This window comes from Streptomyces sp. NPDC003720 (genome assembly GCF_042875075.1).
In the GTDB taxonomy this organism is placed as follows: domain Bacteria; phylum Actinomycetota; class Actinomycetes; order Streptomycetales; family Streptomycetaceae; genus Streptomyces.
In genome coordinates this window covers 96,412-116,671 of the sequence record NZ_JBIANZ010000002.1, presented here as the reverse complement: position 1 = coordinate 116,671, position 20,260 = coordinate 96,412, and the positions used below count along the sequence as shown (strand labels likewise).

21 protein-coding genes and 1 pseudogene are annotated in these 20,260 nt (G+C 72.2%); 6 read left to right on the top strand and 16 right to left on the bottom strand.

Annotated features, from left to right (window positions below; genetic code table 11):
* Positions 1 to 58 precede the first annotated feature (58 nt).
* The 3 genes from ACFYU0_RS06000 to ACFYU0_RS05990 all read left to right on the top strand — a co-directional run bounded on the left by ACFYU0_RS06000 (position 59) and on the right by ACFYU0_RS05990 (position 3,791).
* Positions 59 to 1,342: an MFS transporter gene (locus ACFYU0_RS06000; RefSeq protein ID WP_389298125.1), complete on the top strand. Its 1,284-nt coding sequence runs from the start codon at positions 59 to 61 to the stop codon at positions 1,340 to 1,342.
* Between the two features lie 187 nt (positions 1,343 to 1,529).
* Positions 1,530 to 2,783 carry a PP2C family protein-serine/threonine phosphatase gene (locus ACFYU0_RS05995; RefSeq protein WP_389298123.1) on the top strand — a complete coding sequence of 418 codons (1,254 nt, stop codon included), beginning with the start codon at positions 1,530 to 1,532 and terminating at the stop codon, positions 2,781 to 2,783.
* A gap of 261 nt (positions 2,784 to 3,044) precedes the next feature.
* On the top strand, positions 3,045 to 3,791 hold the full coding sequence (locus ACFYU0_RS05990) for a GNAT family N-acetyltransferase (RefSeq protein ID WP_389298121.1): 747 nt from the start codon (positions 3,045 to 3,047) through the stop codon (positions 3,789 to 3,791).
* Between the two features lie 81 nt (positions 3,792 to 3,872).
* Here ACFYU0_RS05990 and ACFYU0_RS05985 read toward each other — a convergent pair whose 3' ends face one another.
* From ACFYU0_RS05985 to ACFYU0_RS05975, 3 genes are read right to left on the bottom strand one after another with little or no spacing between them, the layout of a single operon-like run.
* A complete protein-coding gene (locus tag ACFYU0_RS05985) occupies positions 3,873 to 5,210 on the bottom strand; it encodes an APC family permease (protein ID WP_351666348.1) in 1,338 nt (445 codons plus the stop codon).
* Positions 5,211 to 5,258: 48 nt separating this feature from the next.
* Positions 5,259 to 5,531, bottom strand: coding sequence for a hypothetical protein (locus ACFYU0_RS05980; protein WP_389298119.1), 273 nt, complete (start codon positions 5,529 to 5,531; stop codon positions 5,259 to 5,261).
* A gap of 31 nt (positions 5,532 to 5,562) precedes the next feature.
* Positions 5,563 to 6,414: a SigB/SigF/SigG family RNA polymerase sigma factor gene (locus ACFYU0_RS05975; protein ID WP_351666344.1), complete on the bottom strand. Its 852-nt coding sequence runs from the start codon at positions 6,412 to 6,414 to the stop codon at positions 5,563 to 5,565.
* Between the two features lie 300 nt (positions 6,415 to 6,714).
* Here ACFYU0_RS05975 and ACFYU0_RS05970 point away from each other — a divergent pair, with 300 nt between their 5' ends.
* The 3 genes from ACFYU0_RS05970 (at position 6,715) to ACFYU0_RS05960 (ending at position 8,059) form a co-directional block, all read left to right on the top strand.
* Complete coding sequence (locus tag ACFYU0_RS05970; protein ID WP_389298117.1) at positions 6,715 to 7,296, top strand: phosphatase PAP2 family protein; 582 nt, start codon at positions 6,715 to 6,717, stop codon at positions 7,294 to 7,296.
* 68 nt (positions 7,297 to 7,364) lie between these two features.
* Positions 7,365 to 7,592, top strand: coding sequence for a DUF5133 domain-containing protein (locus ACFYU0_RS05965; RefSeq protein WP_389298116.1), 228 nt, complete (start codon positions 7,365 to 7,367; stop codon positions 7,590 to 7,592).
* A 14-nt stretch (positions 7,593 to 7,606) separates the two neighbouring features.
* Positions 7,607 to 8,059, top strand: a complete 453-nt coding sequence (locus ACFYU0_RS05960) for a DUF6098 family protein (protein ID WP_389298892.1) — start codon at positions 7,607 to 7,609, stop codon at positions 8,057 to 8,059.
* 123 nt (positions 8,060 to 8,182) lie between these two features.
* On the opposite strand, the pseudogene ACFYU0_RS05955 reads toward ACFYU0_RS05960, so the two are convergent.
* The 13 genes and pseudogenes from ACFYU0_RS05955 to ACFYU0_RS05895 form a co-directional block, all read right to left on the bottom strand.
* A pseudogene (locus ACFYU0_RS05955) lies at positions 8,183 to 9,202 on the bottom strand (hypothetical protein); the annotation flags it as partial.
* Positions 9,203 to 9,307: 105 nt separating this feature from the next.
* Positions 9,308 to 9,922, bottom strand: coding sequence for a GAF domain-containing protein (locus ACFYU0_RS05950; protein ID WP_351666334.1), 615 nt, complete (start codon positions 9,920 to 9,922; stop codon positions 9,308 to 9,310).
* Positions 9,885 to 10,508: an ATP/GTP-binding protein gene (locus tag ACFYU0_RS05945; protein ID WP_389298114.1), complete on the bottom strand. Its 624-nt coding sequence runs from the start codon at positions 10,506 to 10,508 to the stop codon at positions 9,885 to 9,887. Before ACFYU0_RS05945 ends, ACFYU0_RS05950 begins: the two co-directional genes overlap by 38 nt.
* Entirely contained in the window at positions 10,486 to 10,872 is a 387-nt protein-coding gene (locus ACFYU0_RS05940) for a DUF742 domain-containing protein (RefSeq protein WP_351666330.1), read from the bottom strand. Before ACFYU0_RS05940 ends, ACFYU0_RS05945 begins: the two co-directional genes overlap by 23 nt.
* A 3-nt stretch (positions 10,873 to 10,875) precedes the next feature.
* Positions 10,876 to 11,268 (bottom strand): roadblock/LC7 domain-containing protein, encoded by a 393-nt coding sequence (locus tag ACFYU0_RS05935; protein WP_351666328.1) that lies wholly within the window; start codon positions 11,266 to 11,268, stop codon positions 10,876 to 10,878.
* A gap of 74 nt (positions 11,269 to 11,342) precedes the next feature.
* Complete coding sequence (locus tag ACFYU0_RS05930; RefSeq protein WP_351666326.1) at positions 11,343 to 12,869, bottom strand: ATP-binding protein; 1,527 nt, start codon at positions 12,867 to 12,869, stop codon at positions 11,343 to 11,345.
* Between the two features lie 295 nt (positions 12,870 to 13,164).
* Complete coding sequence (locus ACFYU0_RS05925) at positions 13,165 to 13,425, bottom strand: hypothetical protein (RefSeq protein WP_351666324.1); 261 nt, start codon at positions 13,423 to 13,425, stop codon at positions 13,165 to 13,167.
* 358 nt (positions 13,426 to 13,783) lie between these two features.
* Entirely contained in the window at positions 13,784 to 14,662 is an 879-nt protein-coding gene (locus ACFYU0_RS05920; protein WP_351666322.1) for a MurR/RpiR family transcriptional regulator, read from the bottom strand.
* Positions 14,663 to 14,777: 115 nt separating this feature from the next.
* Positions 14,778 to 16,070, bottom strand: a complete 1,293-nt coding sequence (locus ACFYU0_RS05915; protein WP_389298111.1) for a cyanophycinase — start codon at positions 16,068 to 16,070, stop codon at positions 14,778 to 14,780.
* Between the two features lie 56 nt (positions 16,071 to 16,126).
* Positions 16,127 to 17,347, bottom strand: coding sequence for a M20 family metallopeptidase (locus ACFYU0_RS05910; protein ID WP_389298109.1), 1,221 nt, complete (start codon positions 17,345 to 17,347; stop codon positions 16,127 to 16,129).
* The gene (locus tag ACFYU0_RS05905; protein WP_389298890.1) at positions 17,344 to 18,096 is read right to left on the bottom strand and encodes an amino acid ABC transporter ATP-binding protein; all 753 of its coding nucleotides are present in this window, start codon (positions 18,094 to 18,096) and stop codon (positions 17,344 to 17,346) included. The genes ACFYU0_RS05910 and ACFYU0_RS05905 overlap by 4 nt, the downstream gene beginning before the upstream one ends.
* A gap of 8 nt (positions 18,097 to 18,104) precedes the next feature.
* Positions 18,105 to 19,064 carry an amino acid ABC transporter permease gene (locus ACFYU0_RS05900; protein WP_389298108.1) on the bottom strand — a complete coding sequence of 320 codons (960 nt, stop codon included), beginning with the start codon at positions 19,062 to 19,064 and terminating at the stop codon, positions 18,105 to 18,107.
* 2 nt (positions 19,065 to 19,066) lie between these two features.
* On the bottom strand, positions 19,067 to 20,017 hold the full coding sequence (locus ACFYU0_RS05895; RefSeq protein ID WP_351666315.1) for an ABC transporter substrate-binding protein: 951 nt from the start codon (positions 20,015 to 20,017) through the stop codon (positions 19,067 to 19,069).
* Positions 20,018 to 20,260 lie beyond the last annotated feature (243 nt).

Sequence of the window (20,260 nt, the reverse complement as noted above, 5' to 3'; positions counted from 1 at the left end):
CTCCGGCTCCCGCTCACCCGTCTCCGTCTCCCGTAGCCGCTCTGGGGGGAATGTCACCATGGCATCCGTCGTCTCTTCCGACGCGTCCGACGCGTCCAACACCTCCGCGGGCACCGGCGCCGCCGGCCGCAGCGTCTGGACGGTGGTCCTGTGCTGGATCACCGTCATGCTCGAGGGGTACGACCTCGTCGTCCTCGGCGCGATCATCCCGACCCTGATCAAGACCAAGCACCTCGGCATCACCGCCGGGGACGCCACCACCATCGCCACGCTCTCGCTGGTCGGCGTGGCCATCGGCGCGGTCCTGGTCGGCCCGCTCGCCGACCGGCTCGGGCGGCGCCTGCTGCTCATCGGGTCGGTGGTGCTGTTCTCCGTCTTCACCCTGCTGGTTCCGCTCGCCTCCTCCGTGGCGATGTTCGCCGTGCTGCGCCTCATCGCCGGCGTCGGCCTCGGCGCCTGCATGCCGGTGTCCCTGACGATGATGGCCGAGCACATGCCCGCCCGGCGCCGGGCGCGGGCCAGCACGCTGACGATGACCGGCTACCACACCGGCGCCGTGATCACCTCGCTGCTGGCCCTCCAGGTGACCGACAACTGGGAGGTGCTCTTCTACGTCCTCGGCGCGGCCGGGCTCGTCGTCGCGGCCGTCCAGTGGTTCCGGCTGCCGGAGTCGGAGGCGTTCGTGCGCGCCCGGCAGGCGACCGGGGCGCAGCGCGTGCCGTTCGCCGAGCTGCTCAAGCCGGCGTACCTGCGCGCGGGCATCGGCATCTGGGTCGCCTCCTTCATGGGCCTGCTGCTGGTCTACGGCCTCAACACCTGGCTGCCCAAGCTGATGAACGAGGCCGGCTACCCCGTGCCCACCGCCGTCACCCAGCTCCTGATCCTCAACGCCGGCGGTGTGGCCGGGCTGGTGCTGGGCGGCTTCGTCGCCGACCGGCGGGGCATCAAGCCGGTCACGCTCGGCTGGTTCGCGGTCTCGGTGGTGATGCTGGCCTGCCTGAGCGTCAGGATGGACAGCGACCTGCTGCTCGACACCGTGGTCTTCCTGACCGGCGTGTTCGTCTTCTCGGCGCAGGTGCTCGTCTACGCCTACGTGACCAACTTCTACCCGGCCGCCGTGCGCGGCACAGCCCTCGGCTCGGCCTCCGGCATCGGCCGCATCGGGTCGATCGTCGGCCCGTCGATCACCGGCGCCCTGGTCGCCTCCGGGGTCGGCCACCCGTGGGGCTTCTACTTCTTCGCCGCCGTGGCCGTGCTGGGCTTCGTGGCCGTGCTCACCCTGCCGGGCCGCGCCCACGCCGCCGGGCCCGAGGCGGTGGAGGCCGTCCGGCCCGCCGTCTGACCGCGCCCCGGGGCGCGGACACCCGAACGGTACGACGGCGGCGCGGGCCCGACACGGCCCGCGCCGCCGTCGTACCCCGGCATGCCGCCGTCGTACCCCGGTCGCGTCCGGGCGCCGCCGGGAGAGCGGGACTCGTCCGGCTGGTGCAGCCTGGGTGTGCGGACACCAGCGGAGCAGGGAGCGGAGGATGCCGGCGGAGGTCGATCACGCGGCGCTGTTCGCCGCCACCCCCAGCCCGTACCTCGTCCTGGGGCCGGACCTGGTGATCGTGGACGTCAACCGGGCGTATCTGGACGCGACCGGGCGGACCCGCGACGACCTGATCGGGCAGCACGTCTTCCAGGCCTTCCCGGACAACCCCAACGACCCGGAGGCCGACGGCACGCGCAATCTCAACGCGTCCCTCCACCGGGTCCTGTCCTCCCGCAAGCCGGACACGATGGCGCTGCAGAAGTACGACATCCCCGTCGTGCGCCGGCCCGGGGAGTTCGAGGAACGCTGGTGGTCCCCGGTGAACACCCCGGTCATGGGGCCGGACGGGCAGGTGGCGTGGATCATCCACCGGGTCGAGGACGTGACCGCGTTCGTCAAGGCCTACCAGGCCGGCGACCCCACGCGGATACGGGTCGGCCAGCGACTGGAGGCCGCCCAGACGCTGGAGGCGGAGCTGTACTCCCGGGCGCGCGAGCTGCAGCGGCTGAACGAGGAGCTGCGGCAGGCCAACACCCGGGAGCGGGAGGTCGCGGTCACCCTGCAGGAGGCCATGCTGCACGCTCCCGACCTGGCCCACCATCCGCACGACGTGGCGGTGCGCTACCTGCCCGCGATCGGCTCGCTGAACGTGTGCGGCGACTGGTACGACGTGGTCGACATCCCGCCGGACCAGCTCGCCCTGGCGGTCGGCGACGTCATCGGGCACGGCCTGGAGGCCGCCGCCGTGATGGGCATGCTGCGCAGCGCGCTGTCGGCGGCCATCCGGGCCCTGGAACGGCCCGCGCAGGCCCTGGAGGTCCTGGGGCTGTACGCCCGCTCGATCGACGGAGCCCTGGGCACGACGGCGGTCAAGGCGATCGTCGACCGCCGCAGCCACCTGATCACCTACAGCTGCGCCGGCCACCCGCCGCCGGTGCTGGCTCACCCGGACGGCCGTATGGAGCTGCTGGACCGGGCCACGGACCCGCCCCTGGGCGCACGGCCGATGCATGTGCCGCGCCCCCAGGCCAGCATCCCGTACACGCCCGGCGACACCCTGGTGCTCTACACGGACGGACTCATCGAACGCCGCAAGGAGGACATCGACGCCGGCCTCGACCGGCTGATGCACGCGCTGAGGCAGTGCGGCAGCCTGGGCGCCGAGCGGCTCGCCGACACCCTGCTGACCAAACTCGGGGTGGCCAGCGGCGGCCGCGACGACATCGCCCTGATCGTGGTCCGGCTGTGAGCGGGCGACGGCTTGTGCGGCTCCCCAACCTGTGGCACGATCCCGCGAGTCGATCCACGCAGACCTCTGCACGATGAAGGACTGAAGCCATTGATCGCGGCGTCCCGCAGCGGCCGCCGTCGGCACTGACATCCCCGCCGCCACGGCGGCGGCCGGTGCCCTCGCGTCTTCCCACGGCGGCCCCACGCATGTCCCGTGTCCCCGGCCACGGCCGGTCCCGCAGCCTTCGCGGCTGCCCTTCACCGTGAGGTCCACATCACCGTGCACGACAACGTGCAGAACTTCGCCGTCGCCCATCTCCTCCGCCGTCCGGCGCCGCTCGAAACCGGAGGCTTCGTCGCGGGGTTCGATCCGGCGACGGACAGCCCGTACGTCAACTACGCCACCCCGTTCCCCGGCGCCGAGCCGGCCGACCGGGACGTCACCGCCCTGATCGGGGCGTTCCGCGCACGCGGCCTGCGGCCCCGTCTGGAGTTCGCCCCGGACGCCGCGCCCGCCGTCGAACCCGCGCTGCGCCGGGCGGGTTTCCGCACCGAGGCGGTCCACGAGTACCTGGTCTGCACCCCCGCGACCCTGGTGGCGCCACCGGCCGGGAGCCTCGACGTGCGCGCGCCGCACACCGACGAGGACTACCGGGCGATCGACACCGCGCTGGCCGACGCGTTCGCGGGCGAGTTCGGCCCCTCCGAGGCGGGCGCCGCCCGGCTGCGGCGCACCGAGGAGCAGGGCGGCGCCGTGCGCTTCGTGCGCGCGCCCGACGGCACGTGCGCCGGCGGCGCACTCTGCTCCGCGCCCGCCGAGGACACCGCGGAACTGGCCGGCGTCGGCACCCGGCCCGCGTACCGGGGCCGCGGCATCGCGGCCGCCGTCACCGCCGCCCTGGCCGGGGCGACGTTCAGCCGTGGCACGTCGTCGGTGTGGCTCGAGTACTCGGGCGAGGGCTCCCGCCGGGTGTACGAACGCGTCGGCTTCCGGCCCCGGGGCACGCGGCTGTACCTGACGCTGTGAGCCCGCTGCCCGGCGCGGGCCGGGCGCCGCCCGGTCCACGCCGGGCGGCGGGCGTTCCTCCGGCCCGGGAGTCGCGCGGCGTCACGGCCGCGACGCGCCCTTCCGCCGGGCCGCGCGGTGGCTGACCGCGCCGAGGACGGCGCCCACGCCGAGCACCGCGAGTCCGCGCCACCAGACCTCGGTCTCGACCTGGGTGGCCAGCACGACGCAGGAGGCCGCTCCCAGCACGGGCAGGACGGTCGGCGTACGGAAGTGGTCCGCCGTACCGGAGTCGCGGCGCAGGACGAGGACGGCGACGTTGACCATGAAGAACACGACGAGCAGCAGCAGGACCAGCGTCGAGGCCAGAGTGGCCACGTCCCCGGTCAGCGCCAGGGCGGTCGAGAGGACCGTGGTGGCCGCGATGGCGACCCAGGGCGTACGGCGGCCGGGCAGCACGGTGGTCAGCACCGAGGGCAGCAGTCCGTCGCGTGCCATGCCGAAGGCGAGGCGCGAGGACATGATCCCGGTGAGCAGCGCGCCGTTCGCCACGGCTACCAGCGCGATCGCGCTGAACAGCCGCTGAGGCACTCCGCCCGCCGCCTCGACCACCTCGAGCAGGGGCCCGCTCGACGCGGCGAGGCGGCTGGTGGGCACGGCCGCCGACGCGGTGACGCCCACCAGCACGTACACCGCCCCGGCGGTGGCCAGCGCGCCGAACAGGGCGCGCGGGTAGGAACGCCTGGGGTTGCGGGTCTCCTCGGCGACGTTCACGGAGGTCTCGAAACCGACGAAGGAGTAGTAGGCGAGGACGGAGCCGCTGAGCACCGCGCCGGCGGCGCCGTGGCCGGGGGTCCCGAGCCGGGTGAGCCGGCCGGGGTCGCCGTCGCCCCGCAGCAGCAGCCATCCGCCGAGGGCGACGACGATCAGCAGCCCGCTGACCTCGATCACGGTGGCGACGACGTTCGCGCGCGTCGATTCCTGGATGCCGCGCGCGTTCAGGGCGGCGAGCAGGGCGAGGAAGACGACGGCGACGGCGGCCACGGGCAGGTCGACGAACGCCGACAGGTAGTCGCCGCCGAATCCCCTGGCGAGCGCGGCGACGGAGACGATGCCGGCCGCGAGCATGCAGAAGCCGGCGACGAAGCCGGCGAACGGGCCGAACGCCCTGGTCGCGTAGTGGGAAGCGCCGCCCGCCTTCGGGTACTTCGTCGCCAGCTCGGCGTAGGAGGCGGCGGTGAGCAGGGCGAGCAGGAGGGCGACGAGCAGGGGGACCCACACGGCCCCGCCCGCGTCCGCGGCGACCTGCCCCACCAGGACGTAGACCCCTGCGCCCAGGACGTCGCCGAGGATGAAGAAGTACAGCAGCGGGGTGGTGAGAGCTCGCTTGAGACCGGAGCCGGAGGCGGTGTCCGGCTGCGCATTCTGGACGGAGGACATGCACCGCGTGTCCCCCACGGCCGCTGAATCACGCACAGACCGCTCCGGTCACTCGGACGGGTCGGGGTGTGCCCGCATCTGCTGCCAGGTGCGGTGAACGTGCCGTTCGGCCTCTCGTACGGCGAAGGGCACGACATCGTCCGACGGCACGGCGGCCGGTCGGCGTGTCACGGCCTCCGATGTCATGACGCGGCGCGACGCACGCAGTACGGGCAGGTCCCGGCTCCGGCCGGTGCGGTGCAGGAGAGCGGCTCGGGCCACGAGGATCGCGGCGATGACCGCTGCGGCCGTCAGTGTGGTCGCCGCGTGCTGATGTGGCATCGGTGCAGGCTCCGTGAGGTGTGGGGGGTTGTCACAGCCGGCGGCGGTCGGCGGTCCGGCGGGCGAGGGCTTCGTCGCGGACCCGGGCGCAGCTGCGGCTGATCAGCCGGGAGACGTGCATCTGGGAGATGCCGAGGCGGTCGCCGATGCTGCTCTGCGTCATGTCCTCGAAGAAGCGCATGTAGAGGACGGCCCGTTCCCGTTCGGACAGCCGGCGCAGACCCTCCTTCGCGGCCTCGCGGTCGACCACGACGTCGTAGGAGGCGTCGGTCGCGGCCAGGGTGTCGGCGAGGCTGTAGCCGTCGTCCCCCGAGGTCAGTTCGGCGTCCAGCGACAGGGTGCTGAAGCTCTCCAGGGCCTCCAGGCCCGCGGACACCTCGTCCTCGGTGAGGCGGGTGTGGGCGGCGAGGTCCGCGACGGTGGGTTCGGGGCTGCCCGGGTTCTGCGTGAGTTCCCGGCGGGCCACCCGTACGCGGTTGCGCAGCTCCTGCACCCGGCGCGGCACCCTGACGGCCCACATCCGGTCCCGGAAGTGCCGTTTGACCTCACCGGTGATGGTCGGCACGGCGTAACTCTCGAAGGCCCCGCGGGACGGGTCGAAGCGGTCGACGGCCTTCACCAGTCCGAGCGCGGCCACTTGGCGCAGGTCCTCGACGGACTCGCCGCGGTCGCGGAAGCGGCCGGCGATCCGGTAGGCCATGGGCAGCCAGGCGGTGACGAGTTCGTCGCGCACGGCGTCACGCTCCGGCCCCTCCTCCAGCGCCGCCAGCCGGGCGAACAGCCGGGAGGTGTCGGGGGCGTCGTCATGGCTCCGCCGTGCGGGCGTTGTGCCGGGGGCCGTGGTGAGCGGGGCGGGACGGGACGTCGATGTGTCGGTCGGCATGCGCTGTCGCTCCCGAAACGATCTGAGGGGCGGCACCCGAAGACGGCGTGTTCCCGGGCCCACCCCGACGGTGCTGTCAGGGTTCGCCACGCGAGGAGCACCGTGACCGTTGGACGGAGCCGGCGGCCAGGGTCCTCCCGCTGGGCGCGCGCCTCCGGTCCGAAGCACGAAACCCCGCCTGCCCCTCGGTTCCGTCAGCAAACCCTCGGCGCCCTCGCCCATGAGAGGGACGTCCCGAGTGGTCACGGCCCTGGGGCCGGGTGTACGCGTGGACGGCATGCGGCGGGATATCAGCGGTCCATGACGGTGTGCACTTTCTTCGAACAACTGGATCGCGTCCTCATTGAGCGGACGGCGTCCCGCGTCCCGAATCGCGCCGGCCGGGTGCTGTCGGCGGTGGAGGCTGCGGCGGAGAACAGCAAACTGTGGTGGGGCACGGCCGTGGCGCTGGCCGCGGCAGGCGGACGACGGGGCCGGGTGGCCGCCGGGGCCGGACTGTCCGCTCTGGCGCTGGCGCAGTTCGTCTCGAACGGGCTGTGCAAGCACCTGGCCGACCGGCCGCGGCCGCCCAAGGAGCTGATTCCGCACGAGGGGGTGCACGATCGGCCCGACTCCCCGTCGTTTCCGTCAGGACACACCGCTGCCGCGGTCGGGTTCACGGCGGCGGTCACGGCCACCTGGCCCGCGGTCGGCGCCCTGTGCGCGATACCGGCCGCGACGGTCGCCCTCGAACGCGTCCAGTCCGGCGCCCACTACCCCAGCGACGTCGCCGGCGGCGCCGTGATCGGCCTGGCCTGTGCCTGGCTGACGCGGCGCACGCCGTCCCTGCTCCTGCGGCACCGCTTCCCACGCGTTTCCGCTGGTGGTGCGGCGTGGGAGTGATTGCCGGTGTGATACCTGGGCACACAGGCCGGTGTCCTACGCGAACGGCGACGACGAGGAGCGTTCCCATGCTCATGGCACACCCTGCTGTACTCGACAATCTGGTCGAGCAGTACGACACGCTGCGCATCCTGCACGCCGAACAGGGCGACGAGGGGGTCCGCCAGCGCATGAACGACGTGGCGTACACGCTGTGCGTGGCGACCGGCACCCGTGACATCGACACGGCTCTCGTCACCGCCCGTCACCACCTCCCCGGCACCCGCCCGGAAGACGACTCCGTGCTGACCGCCTGACCTACCGGACCGCCATGAGCACCACCGCCCGTCTGCCGACCTTCACCAGCCTGGACGAGCTGACCCGGCTCGTCACCCGCCGCCGCTGCCTCTACGTACGCTGGTCCCGCGGCCCGGAGCGCGACCTGACGGCCGTCAGCAGCACCGACGACCTGACCGGCGTCAAGCTGCCCGGCCTGTCGGCCAGCTCCCTGGACGTCGAGGACTGGTGGGGCGAGCGGCCCGTGGACATCTGGGTGGCTCGCAAGCTGTACGACTACTGCCACCTCCCCCGCGTCAAGGACGAACGCACGCGGCCGTGGCTCCTGCACGGCCACGAGGCGGCCCGTGGACCGGACAACGAGCCCCTGGTACGAGACGTCGAGCCCCTCGGCTGGATCGCCGACTCCGTCATCGCCCAGGCATCCCGCATCGTGACCGCGCAGCCCGGCCGCTGGGGTCCGCTCGACCGCGACCCGGCCGGCTGAGGGGCACCGCCGCCCGCGCCGCTCCCCGCTGCGCTCGGGACTCCATGGGCGCGCCCCGCGAGGGCACGGCCCGCACGGTAAGGTGGCGATCGTGGCCAGTCCGGCTATGCCGATCAGGTAGATGACCACCACGGCGACGCTGTCGATACCCATGCGGGCGTACTGACGGCGGGGGCGGAAGATCAGCCCCGCCATGTAGACCACGGTCAGGATGATCCCGAGCGCCGTCAGGTAGACGTCGGTGTCGTGCGCGGCCGGCAGCACCGGTTCACCGGAGATGACGGTGGCGAGCAGGAACAGCACCGGCAGGAATGCGTTCCCGCCGAAGATGTCGCTGACGGCGAGCTGGTAGTCGCCCAGCCTGGTGGAGGTCAGGCCGGTACTGACCTCGGGCAGGGAGGTGGCCGCCGCCAGCACGGTCGCGCCGAACAGGACACCGCTCAGGCCCTGGCGGGCGAAGAACTCCTCGCCGCTGCGTTCGATCACGACGCCGGCGAGGAGGGTGGCCAGTGCGGAGACGCCGAACACCAGCCCGGCGCGTACGGTGCTCGTGCCCTTGTCGCTGGCGGCCTTCTCCTTCTTGCCCTTGGAGTGGCCGCGCGGTTCCGGCTGGCCGTCCGGGGCGTCGCCGCCCTCGCGCCACGGCAGGCCCCGGCCGGCCCGGTCGAGCAGGACCAGACCGATCACCCAGAGGACGGCGATCGCCACGGAGGACGGGGCCAGGCGGGCGGCGTGCAGATCCGGGGAGAGCTGAGTGCCCATCACGACCACCGCCAGGACGACCACCACCATCGCCCCTTCGAGGACCAGCTGCAGACTGGCGGCAAGACGGGTCAACGGGGCCCGGGGGCGGACCCCGGCCGCGTCCAGGACCGCCAGCACGACGGTCTGGATGGCGATCCCGCCCAGGATGTTGCCGACCGCGACGTCGAGCCGGCCGGCCATCGCCGCGCTCGCGGTGATCGCGATCTCGGGCAGATTCGTCGCGATCGCCAGAAGGATCAGACCGCCCAACGCGCTGCCCAGGCCGAGCCGTTCGGCGAGCACGTCGGTGGTGTCCGACAGCTTGACGCCCGCAACCCAGATGACGGCCGCGCTGGCCACGAACAACACCAGCAGCACCGGCGAACCCAGAGATCCCATGCCGCGGCAAGTACCCGCCGTCCCGGAACGGAACCAGCGGGCACGGACACGGCGCCGACGGCGCAGCCCGCGGCGCCGCCCCGCGTCGGACGACGGCGGCGCCGGTCAGCCGCGGCGGTTCGCCGACTCCTCCAGACGCTCGACCAGTTCGGCGGCCATGGCCTTGATGGTTTCGAGGCCTTCACGGCCCCACGGCTGGGGGTCCTGGTCGACCACGCAGATCGTGCCCAGCACCACGCCGGTGCTGTCGATCAGCGGCGCGCCCAGGTAGGAGTGGACGCCGATCGCGTCGACCACCGGGTTGCCGGCGAACCGCGGGAAGTCCCGGATGTCCTCCAGCACCAGCGCCCGGCGGCGCTTGACCACGTGCGGGCAGATACCCATGTCGATGTCGCGGGGCATGACGCGGCCGGGCACCGGTTCCTCCAGCAACGGCGGTCCCACGTGGGCCGTGGTGTCCTGCGCCGCGCTGTACAACCCCGCGAAGTACTGGCGGTCGGCGTCGAGGAAGAAGTTGACCCCGGCGTAGCAGCCGCCGGTGCGGTGTGCCAGCTCCCGTGCGAAGGCGTCGAGTCCGGCGTCCGGGCGCGCGTCGATGCCCAGCTCGCGCAGCCGCTCGGACCGGGCGCGCACCTGCGGGTCCTCCGGGGGGAGGAGCAGATGGCGCAGGGCGATCCCGGACTCAGGCCCGGACGGTGGGTTGGTCGGTGTCGCTGCCATGGGAACTCCTTGTCGTGATCAGATGCTGAACCAGGTCGATCAGCACGCGGATGCCCGAGTGCTGGACGCGGGCGTCGCACAGCACCACCGGCACCTCCGGCCTGAGGTCGAGCGCGGTCCGCACCTCCTCCCCGCGGTAGCGGTGAGCCCCGTCGAACTCGTTGACGGCGACGACGAAGGGGATGCCGCGCCGCTCGAAGAAGTCCACCGCCGCGAAGGAGTGCTCCAGCCTGCGGGTGTCGGCGAGGACCACCGCCCCGAGCGCTCCCTCGGAGAGTTCGTCCCACAGGAACCAGAAGCGCTCCTGTCCGGGCGTGCCGAACAGGTACAGGATGTGGGACCGGCTGAGCGTGATCCGGCCGAAGTCCAGGGCGACCGTGGTGGTGGCCTTGTTCTCCACTCCGTCCAGCCGGTCCGTGGCCGCGCTGACGGCGGTCAGCGTCTCCTCGGTGCTCAGCGGCTCGATCTCGCTGAGCGCGTTGACGAAGGTGGTCTTTCCGACGCCGAACCCGCCGGCGATCAGCACCTTGACGCCCACCGGCAGGACTTCGGCGGGCAGCGGGTCACAGTCGTTTGAGGAGGCCATCGCGTATCGCTTCCAGGAGGTCTCGATCAGGTCGTGCGGAGTGGTCCGCGGACGCCGGGCGTGTGTCACCTGCGACGACCGCGCCTCCCTCGGCCAGATCGGACAGCAGTACCTTGACCACGGCGGCGGGCACCTGCATCCGGGCCGCGATCTCGGCGACGCTCACCGGCTGTTCGCACAGCGCCAGCACCCGCGCGTGCTCCAGGCCGAAGGCGCCCTGCGTCTGGGCGCCGGTGGCCCGTACCGTGGTCACCAGCGTGAAGTGGGACGTGGCCCTGGTCCGGCCGTCGCTCACGGTGTAGGGACGGACCAGCCGCCCGGCCGCTTCGTCGAGCCGCGGTCCGTCCGGGAGGACCGGCGTCATCGGTCACGCCACCGGGCGCCGAGGCGGCGTGGCCAGGTGCGGACGGACACTTTTCACCATCATCCCCATCTCGTAGCCCAGTACCGCCGCGTCCGCATCGCGTCCGGCCAGCACCGCCAGCACCGCGCCGTGCCCGGCGGACGAGACGAACAGCAGCGAGCTGCTCAGCTCCGTCACGATCTGTCGCACGTCACCGCCGTCGTCGAAGTGCCGGCCCGCGCTGCGCGCCAGCGAGTACAGCCCACTGGCCAGCGCGGCCAACTGGTCCGCGGCGTCCGTGTCGAGGCCCTCCGCTGCCTTCACCAGCCCGTCCGAGGACAGCAACAACGCGCTTCGGGTGTGCGGCACCCGGTTCACCAGACCCGTCAACAGCCAGGAAAGGTCTTCGCTCGCCACGATCGTGTACTCCTCTTCGACGGAAGGAACGTTGTGCTGCGCGGAGGCCGGGCCTTCGGGGGCGGCCCGCGCCGTCAGGGCGTCTCGGCTTCCTCGGCCCTGCGCAGTCCGGTCTGGAACGCGGCCATCAGGCCGGGGTCGTGTGCGGTGTCCTCGGCGGCCACGGCGTCACGGGCCGGCTGCGGCACTTCGGCGGCGTGGTCCTGACGGCGGCGTTGCGGCAGCCGCGGGCGGTCGTCGTCGCCGTCCGCGAGGGCCGGGGCGGGCTCGGGTCCGGGACCGGACACGCCCGGATCCGCGACGCCGGCCGTGTCGGTCGCCCGGGGGCCGACCGTCTCGGGCTCCCCCAGGTCGTGCGGCTCGGCGTCGGGCGCGGGGGCGGTGTGCGGGGCCGGCGCGGGAGCCGCGGGCTGCGGGCCGAGCAGTGCCTGGGGCAGCACCATGACGGCCTGGGTGCCGCCGTAGACGTTGCTCTGCAACCGCACGGCGATGTCGTGCCGCTGCGCGAGGACGGAGACCACGTACAGGCCGATGCGGCCGTCCTGCAGCAGTTCGCCGAGCGCGACCTTGTCGGGTGCGCTCAGGACGGTGTTCATCCGGCCGCGCTCGGCCGGGGACATGCCCAGGCCCCGGTCCTCGACCTCGATCGCCACGCCCGCGGCGACGGGCTCCACCCGCACGTGCACGGTGGTCTGGGGCGGTGAGAAGACCGTCGCGTTCTCCAGCAGTTCGGCCAGCAGGTGGACGACGTCGACCACGGCGTGGCCGCTGACCGACCCCTCGACGGGCGGGACCAGCTTGACGCGGGCGTACTGGTCGATCTCGGCGACGGCGGAACGCAGCACGTCGGTCAGGCCGACGGGGCGGGTCCACTGGCGGTGGGTGTTCGCGCCGCCGAGCACGGCCAGGTTCTCGGCGTAGCGGCGGATCCGGGTGGACAGGTGGTCCACCCGGAACAGCCCCTTGAGCAGGTCGGGGTCCTCGACCTCGTTCTCCAGGTCGTCCAGCAGGCCGATCTCGCGGTGCACCAGGGACTCCAGACGGCGCGCCAGGTTGGCGAAGACCTCGAACTGCTCCAGCCGGGAGTGGTGTTCCGCACCGATCGCGGAGGCGGCGGTCTCCAGCAGGGCCGTCTCCGCCTCGTGCCGGGCCACGGTGATCTCGAACCCGAGGCGGGAGAGTGCGTCCGGGCCGGTCTGCGGCGGGAGTTCCGGCCGCCGCTGCCGCACAGGCCGCTCTCCGGCCCGCAACCGACGGCACAGCGACTCCAGTTCGGCCCTGCCCTCGGAGGTGGCCCGGGTCAGCTCGGCCAGCTCGGCCCGGTTGCGGTCGGCCGCGCGGGACAGCTCCGCCCAGTGCTCGGTGACCGCCCGCGCCTCCGCCGAAGCCCGTGTGCCCGCGATCGCGGCCGCCAGGGCACCGACGAGCGCCACGCCGCCGAACACCGCGCCCTGGTACGCCTGGTCCAGGTGGCCGTCGAGGACCAGCCCGGTGGCCACCGCGCCGGTCACGGCGACCACCCCCGACGGCAGCACGGAGGACAGCACCAGACGCCGTTTCAAGGAGCCGGCGGGCGACTCGGCCGTCGGACGGGGCGTCACGGGCGACGCCGGCCGGTCGTCCGGCGGTATGGAAGGATCAGGCATAACAGTCCCCGGACAGTACGATGATCGGGCCGAGCGCGCACGTTATCGCAGACCAGGACCCCGGTGTCAGCCCTGGGGCGGACAGAGATCGAACCGTTGTATCGGTCACCTGCTCCGGCGCGTTCGGCGTCACCCTCGGACGCCCGGTGGATCCGCTCGCCGCCGGGTATCCCGTTGCCGCGGCCGTGGTGAGGACGGCTCCTCGGCGGCGAGCCGGCGCTCCTGGGCGCCGATGGCGTCGTTCAGCGCGTCACCTGCCGGAGTTGAGCCAGTGGTGCAGTGCCTCGTGCACGCTGTCGGGCAGTGCGCTGAGCTCCTCGATCGCTTCCCGGTCTCCTGGCCAGGGAGCGATCCCGGCGGCGGTCAGCACCGCGTACAGGTTCAGGCGCCGCAGATCGCGGGGGTCGACGCGGCAGGTGATGCGGTCCGCGGACCTGGGCGGCGCCAGCAGGAAGTCCTCCGCCGGGGCGTCGTCCAGTGCTCGATCGGTCGATGCGGTGATGGTCTGCATGATCTCGCTCCGTTCTGCCTACGCTTCGTTGGCACGTCTCGCCCGTGGGGCCGAGTGCGCTGTGCGCTCGGTTCGCCCGGGTGGCCGCACACCCCACCCTCCCCACCGACACGCCACGTACGAGCGGTACACGAGCGGTGTTACACATCACCCACAATTCCGTGACTCTTACCTTCATGCACCATCCACATGCGCAAAGCGGCTTTTGACGCCCCGTCAAGCCGTACCACCGCCGCGAACGCCGCTGCGCGGTCCCGCTCCGCCGTCCGGCCGACACCCGAAAGTGAGTGACAGCCATCCACACCCGGACCCCGCCACTTCTCCCGGAGAGGCGAGGTCTCACCCGGCCGGCCGGCGGTCAGACCAGGCCGATCTGCTGGGCGACGTCCTCCCCGTGCCTCAGGTGTCGGTGCGCGGCCTCGCCCAGCGACACGATGACCGACGCGACGACGGTTTCGATCACGGCCATCGTCGGGACCAGGCTGTCGTACGGCGAGGGCGACGTGACCTGGCTGGGCAGGACGACCTCCGCGTGCGCGGTCACCGGCGAGAGCCACGTGTCGGTGAAGAGCACCACCTTGCCGCCGCGTTCCCGCAGCAGCTGAGCCATGCCGACCTTGTCGTCCTCGTAGCGCCGGTAGTCGAACACGACGAGTACGTCGCGGCGTGTCAGCGCGGCCAGGACGGCGGTGCGCTCGACGTCGCGATCGGGCAGGAAGGACACGTCGTCGCGCAGTTGCATGAGGTGGAGACCGAGGTACTGCGCCAGCAGGTGGGTGAACCGGCCGCCGGCGAGGACGATCCGTCGCTTGGGGTCGGCGAGGAGCTGGGTGGCCCGGTCCAGGTCGTGCGGCGGGAGTTCGGCCAGGGACTGGGTGAGCGCGGCCGCGAACAGCCTGCTGCCGCTCGTCAGCAGCGGTTCCCTGGCGTCCGCGTGGTCGGCGTCGTCGGCCCGGGTCAGGGGGGCCGACTCGTACAGCGCCAGGGGTGAGGCGCTTCGTTCCTCGAGTTCCTCGCGCAGGGCCGCCTGGAAGTCGGGGTAGCCGCGGAAGCCGAGGCGTCCGACGAACCTGAGGACGGTCGGCGCACTGACCGCGGCACGCTCGGCGATGGTGGCGATGGTCTCGAATCCGGGCGCCGGGTAGCCCGCCAACATGACCCGGCCGACCTTGCGTTCGGCGGGGCTGAGTTCACCCAGCTTGAGCCGGATCCTGTCGGCGAGCGTGCCAGAAGCCATCGGTGTGTTCCTTTTCCGTGCCGGGAGGGCCTTGTCCGTGGAGCTTAAGCGGCGGGTACGGCGCCGATGGCGCCCGCTGGAGGATCGAGGCCCTGCGCGGCCTGTGCGGGGAGTCTCAGCTGGGGGTGATGGACACGCTCATCCCGATGAGGGTGTCCGCCGTCGTGCCGTCGTCCGTCAGGGGGGTGAAGTGCCGGTCCTTCCGGAAGGTGACGGTGAAGCGCGGACCGGACTCGAACGTGGTGGCGGTCGCCTCGCGCTGTCCTGCGGACCGCGCGAGGGCGCGCGCGGTCCGCAGGAAGCTGTAGGGGACGCCGTCGTCATTGGCGAGGGAGTAGAAGACGTCGTTGTTCGCGGGCACCGGAGTGCGGTCCTGCGGGTGGAGCCGCGTCTTGCCGGATGCCGGCCGCACCCGCCAGCGGCTCGGCTCGTAGCGGTCGCCGTCGGTGAGGTAGTCGTAGGTCGCCCCGCTGAGCGACCAGCCTCCGTCGCGCCGGCTCACGCGCATGTGCCGCAGGTCGAACACCGCCAGGCCCTGAGGGCCGACGACGCGCATGCTCTCGTCGGCCGAGCCCGGGTGCTCGACGACGAGTGCGGTGTTCTCCTCCAGCGCGTAGACCCGCCGGTGGCCCGTGTCGGCGGCCAGGCGCAGCGAGCGGCCCTCACGTCCCGAGGTGCCGGTGTGGGTGTCCAGCAGTCCCGAGCGCAGGAAGCCGAAGCCGCCCTCGGGCAGGTAGCCGAGCTTCGACGCGTCGTCGAAGTAGCCGGGAGCGCTGCCGTCCCGCAGGGCCTCGTAGGAGTCACCGCCGGTGACCATGTCGGCTCCGGCCGCGATCTGGGCACCGGCGCTCGACCCGGCCACCACGGCGCCCTGGGCGAGCTTGGCGCGGATGGCGGCCAGCACCTTGGAGTCGGTGTGGCCGGAGCCGTGCAGCAGGCTGGTCACGTAGCGGTACTGGTCGCCGCCGCCGAAGAAGAAGCCGGTCATGCTGTTGACCTGTGCGACGACACGGTCGGAGTCGGCTTCGGCGACATGGTCGATGTCGATTGGGATCCATTCGGCGTCGGCGGCGCCGTGGCGCGTGAACAGGCCGGCGTAGTAGGCGCCGTTGCAGGCGGAGTTGGAGCACGTGGCCGGGTCACCGGCGTTCGGGTCCTGGCTCTCCGGCACGGAGGCGGCGGTCAGCACGCCGATCCGTGCGCGCCCCGCGCCACCGGCCCGGTCGATGATCTCGCCGTACACCTGGTCGTTGTCGTCCTTCAGCCCGCCGCCGACCAGGACGAGCGAGCCGGCGGAGCGGTGTGCGGCGGCCTGGTGCGCGGTGGCGGCCGGAGCCGTTGCCAGAGCCAGCAGGAGAGTGGTGCTCGCGGCGAGGACGGTGCGACCGGTTCCGTACGGGATGCGCATGAGGTGCCTCCGGGTGTGTGCGGACGTGGGGGATGTGCTGTCGGGGAGTTGTGCGATCAGGCGGCGGGGAGGTGCTCGCGGCCGAGTTCGGCGATGAGCGAGGCGAGCAGGGCGACGCGGGGGGCGACGGTGGTGGTGTCCAGCCACTCCTGCGGGCTGTGGTCGCCGCCGCCCACCGGCCCGAGACCGTCGAGCACGGGTACGCCGACGCCGGCGATCAGGTTCGCGTCGCCCACTCCCCCGGTCGCGGCCGCCCCGATGGACAGTCCGATCTCCGCGCCGATGGACTGGGCGGCGTGCAGGATCCGCCGTGAGGCGTCGGTGTCCTCCATCGGCGGGCAGAGGTCGAGTTGCTCCACCGTCGCCGTGGTCCCGGGGACGGTGGGGCGCGCGGCGAGTTCCTCGATCGCCTGCCGGGCCCGCCGGATGCCCCGCGTCGTCGCCGAGCGGACCTCGACGTGGAGTTCCGCCTCGGGGCAGACGATGTTGATGCGCGTGCCGGCGTGCACCATTCCGACGTTGACCGTCACGTCGTCCCAGCGGCCGTTGAGTCCCTGGAGGGCGACGGTGAGGTGGGCCGCCGCCAGCGCGGCGTTCGCGCCCCGTTCCGGTTCGATGCCGGCGTGGGCGGCGCGGCCCGTGACGGTGAGCCGGAAGTCGGCGACGCCCTTGCGGGCGATCACGACGTCGCCGTTCTCGCGGGCGCACTCCAGCGCCAGGGCGTAGTGCATGCCGTGCGCCGCCTTCTCGGTGAGGGGGCGGCTCGCCGGGGAGCCGATCTCCTCGTCGGGGACGGCGAGGAACACCAGCTCGGCGTAGTCCTGGAAGCCCGCCTCCGCGAGGACGCGCAGCGCCGTGAGACCTGCCACGAGGCCGCCCTTGTCGTCGCTCACGCCCGGCCCGCGGGCGTGCGAGCCGACCAGGCCGAACGGCCGCGCCGCGGCCGTCCCGTCCTCGAAGACCGTGTCCATGTGCGCGGCCAGGAGGATGCGGCGGCCGCCTTCCTCGACGGGGAGCGCCCCCTTCTTCCGCGCCACGACCAGGTCGCCGGTGCCGCGGGAACCTGCGGGTCCCATGCCGACGCGGCGGGTGTCGAATCCCAGGGCCCGCAGCCGGTCGCCGACGATCTCGCCGACGCGGTTGACGCCTTCGGGGCTGTAGGAGCCGGAGTCGATCGCGACGAGTTCTGCCAGTTCCCGCAGGTACCGGGGCTGGTGGGCATGGGCGAGCGTCAGCAGTGCGGCGGTGCGCGGCCGCTGACGGACCGAGGCGCTCACAGGACCTTCGAGAGGAATCCGCGGGTGCGTTCCTGCTCGGGATCGACGAGGACCTGCTGGGGGCGTCCGGCTTCGACGACGACCCCCCCGTCCATGAAGACGGCGGTGTCGCCCACCTCGCGGGCGAAGCCGATCTCATGGGTGACGACGACCATGGTCATGCCGTCGGCGGCGAGCTGCCGCATGACGTCCAGGACGTCACCGACCAGCTCCGGGTCGAGTGCCGAGGTCGGCTCGTCGAAGAGCATCAGCTTGGGTTTCATGGCCAGGGCGCGGGCGATGGCGACCCGCTGCTGCTGTCCGCCGGAGAGCTGCGCGGGGTAGTGCCCGGCGCGGTCGGCGAGCCCGACCCGCTCCAGCAGGCGCATACCGTCCTCCCGTGCCTCGGCACGGCTGACGCCCGCGACGCGTACGGGCGCCTCGGTCACGTTCTCCAGCGCCGTCAGATGGGGGAACAGGTTGAAGCGCTGGAAGACCATGCCGATGTCACGGCGGCGGGAGGCGACCTCCCGCTCACGCAGTTCGTGCAGCCGGCCGCCCTGCCGGCGGTAGCCCACGAGCTGGCCGTCGACGGACAGTCTGCCGCCGTCCACCGTCTCGAGATGGTTGATGCACCGCAGGAACGTGGACTTGCCCGAGCCGGACGGCCCCAGCAGACAGCACACTTCTCCCGCGCCCACGGTCAGGTCGACGCCCTTGAGGACCTCGAGCTTCCCGAAGTGTTTGCGCACGCCCTGGGCGTGGACCATGGGTGTGGTCATCGGTCCGACTCCTTGTTCACGCGGCCCAGCGACAACGCGCCCGCGAGGAGGCGCTGCACGGGGGACACCCGGCCGCCTCCCGAGGTGCCGCGGCCGTAGCGCCGCTCCATCCACGCCTGGGGGATGCTCAGCAGGCTGACCAGGGCCAGGTACCAGATGCTGGCGACCACGAGCATGGGGATGACCTGGTAGTTCTGCGCGTACACGTCCTGGATGTTCGACATCAGGTCGTGGGCGGCGATGACGGAGACGAGCGCCGTCATCTTCAGCATGTTGATGGTCTCGTTGCCCATCGGCGGGATGATCACCCGCATGGCCTGGGGCAGGACGATCCGGCGCATGGTCAGGGCGGGGCGCATACCGAGCGAGTGGGCCGCCTCCGTCTGTCCCGGGTCGACGGACTGGATGCCGGCGCGCACGATCTCGCTCGCGTACGCCGCCTCGTTCAGGCCGAGCGCCAGCAGAGCCGCGACCGCGGGGGTGAGCAGCGAGTTGGTGTCGGCCTGGACGAAGGTGACGTCGGTGAACGGGATTCCGATCAGCACCTTCTTGTACAGAGCCGCGGCATAGCCCCAGAAGATGATCTGGACCAGCAGCGGTGTCCCCCGGAAGACCCAGACGAACAGGGAGGAGAGCCCGTACAGGACGGGGTTGGCCGACAGGCGCATGACCGCGATCAGGGTGCCGAGGACCAGGCCGAGGGCCATGGCCGCGGCGGTCAGCCACAGCGTCGTCGCCAGGCCGTCGAAGACGAGGCCGGTGAAGAGGTAGTGGCCGATGACGTCCCAGTGCAGGTTGGCGTTCTTGGCCAGGGAGCCGATCAGTCCGCCGACGGCCGCCACGGCCGCCGCGGCGGCGACCCAGCGGCCGTAGTGCCGCACCGGGACGATGTCGATGTCCTCGGCGGCTGACTCGCGGTGCGGTGAGGCGCTCACGGGTGTGGAGGTGGCGGTCATTCTCAGTCCACCGCCGCGTTGCGGGTGGCTTCCTTGACGGCGATCGAGGCGACGCCGTACTTGTCGAAGATCTTGGTGGCGGTGCCGTCGTCGATGAGGGCCTGGAGGGCCTTCTGGACCGCTGCGGTGAGTTCGGGGAGCTTCTTGCTGACGGCGATGCCGTTGGGCGAGGCGTTGTAGCCGCCCGGCGCCTTGGGGTCCTCCACCAGCTCGAAGGCCTTGCCGCCGTCGGCCGTCTTCGCCGTCCAGCCCGCGGCGGGCTTGGTCAGCACGTCGGCGACGACCTTCCCCGAGCGGAGCGCGAGCTGCGCGTCGGAGTCCTTCGGGTAGGTCGAGACGGCGATCTTGGGCTTGCCGGCCGCGGTGCAGTCGGCCTGCGTCGCGGTGAGCAGCTTCAGCTGGTTGGTGGCCGCCTGCACGGCGACCGGCGACCCGCACAGGTCGGTAAGGGTGGTTATCTTCTTCGGGTTGCCCTTGGCGACCAGGACGCCGGACCCGGACTGGGAGTAGTCGATGAAGTCGACGACCTTCTGGCGGTCCTTGTTGTCCGTGATCGCCGACATCGCGGCGTCGAACTTGCCGGCCTGCAGGGCGGGCACGATGCCGTCGAACTTCTGCGGGGTGAAGGCGAACCGCACGCCGAGCTTCGCGCCGATGGCCTGACCGAGGTCGTAGTCGAGCCCGGTGAGCTCCTTGCCGCCCTCACTGACGAACATCTCGAACGGCGCGTAGGGGACGTCGGTGGCGACGCGGACCGTGCCGGACTTCTTGATCCCGGCGGGCAGCGCGTCGTGCAGCGCCTGGTCCTTCTTCACCGTCACGCCGGCGACCTTCGCGGCGCCGGGCGACGCGGCCCCGCCGGTGTCCGAGCCGTCGTCGCAGGCGCTCACCGCCATCAGGGCCGCGACGGCGGTCGCGGCACTGAGCATGGCGCGGCGGGAGGAATGTGGCATCACGATCGGTCCCTCTCGGACGTACTGCCGGGGGAGGTCTGCCCTCGCCCCCTGACAGCGCAGGAAACTACAGCCAGGCCGTCATCATGGGTAGATGTAACGCCGATTACATTCCTGCAACGCATGCGGGGTGCCGGGGAATAGGTCAGATTGCCCTGATTTGCCACGCCCGCCATCGCCCTTACGAGGACCATCGTGCGTTACATCCCACGCCCGGAAGTCACTGCTTGTATGTTCCGCTAC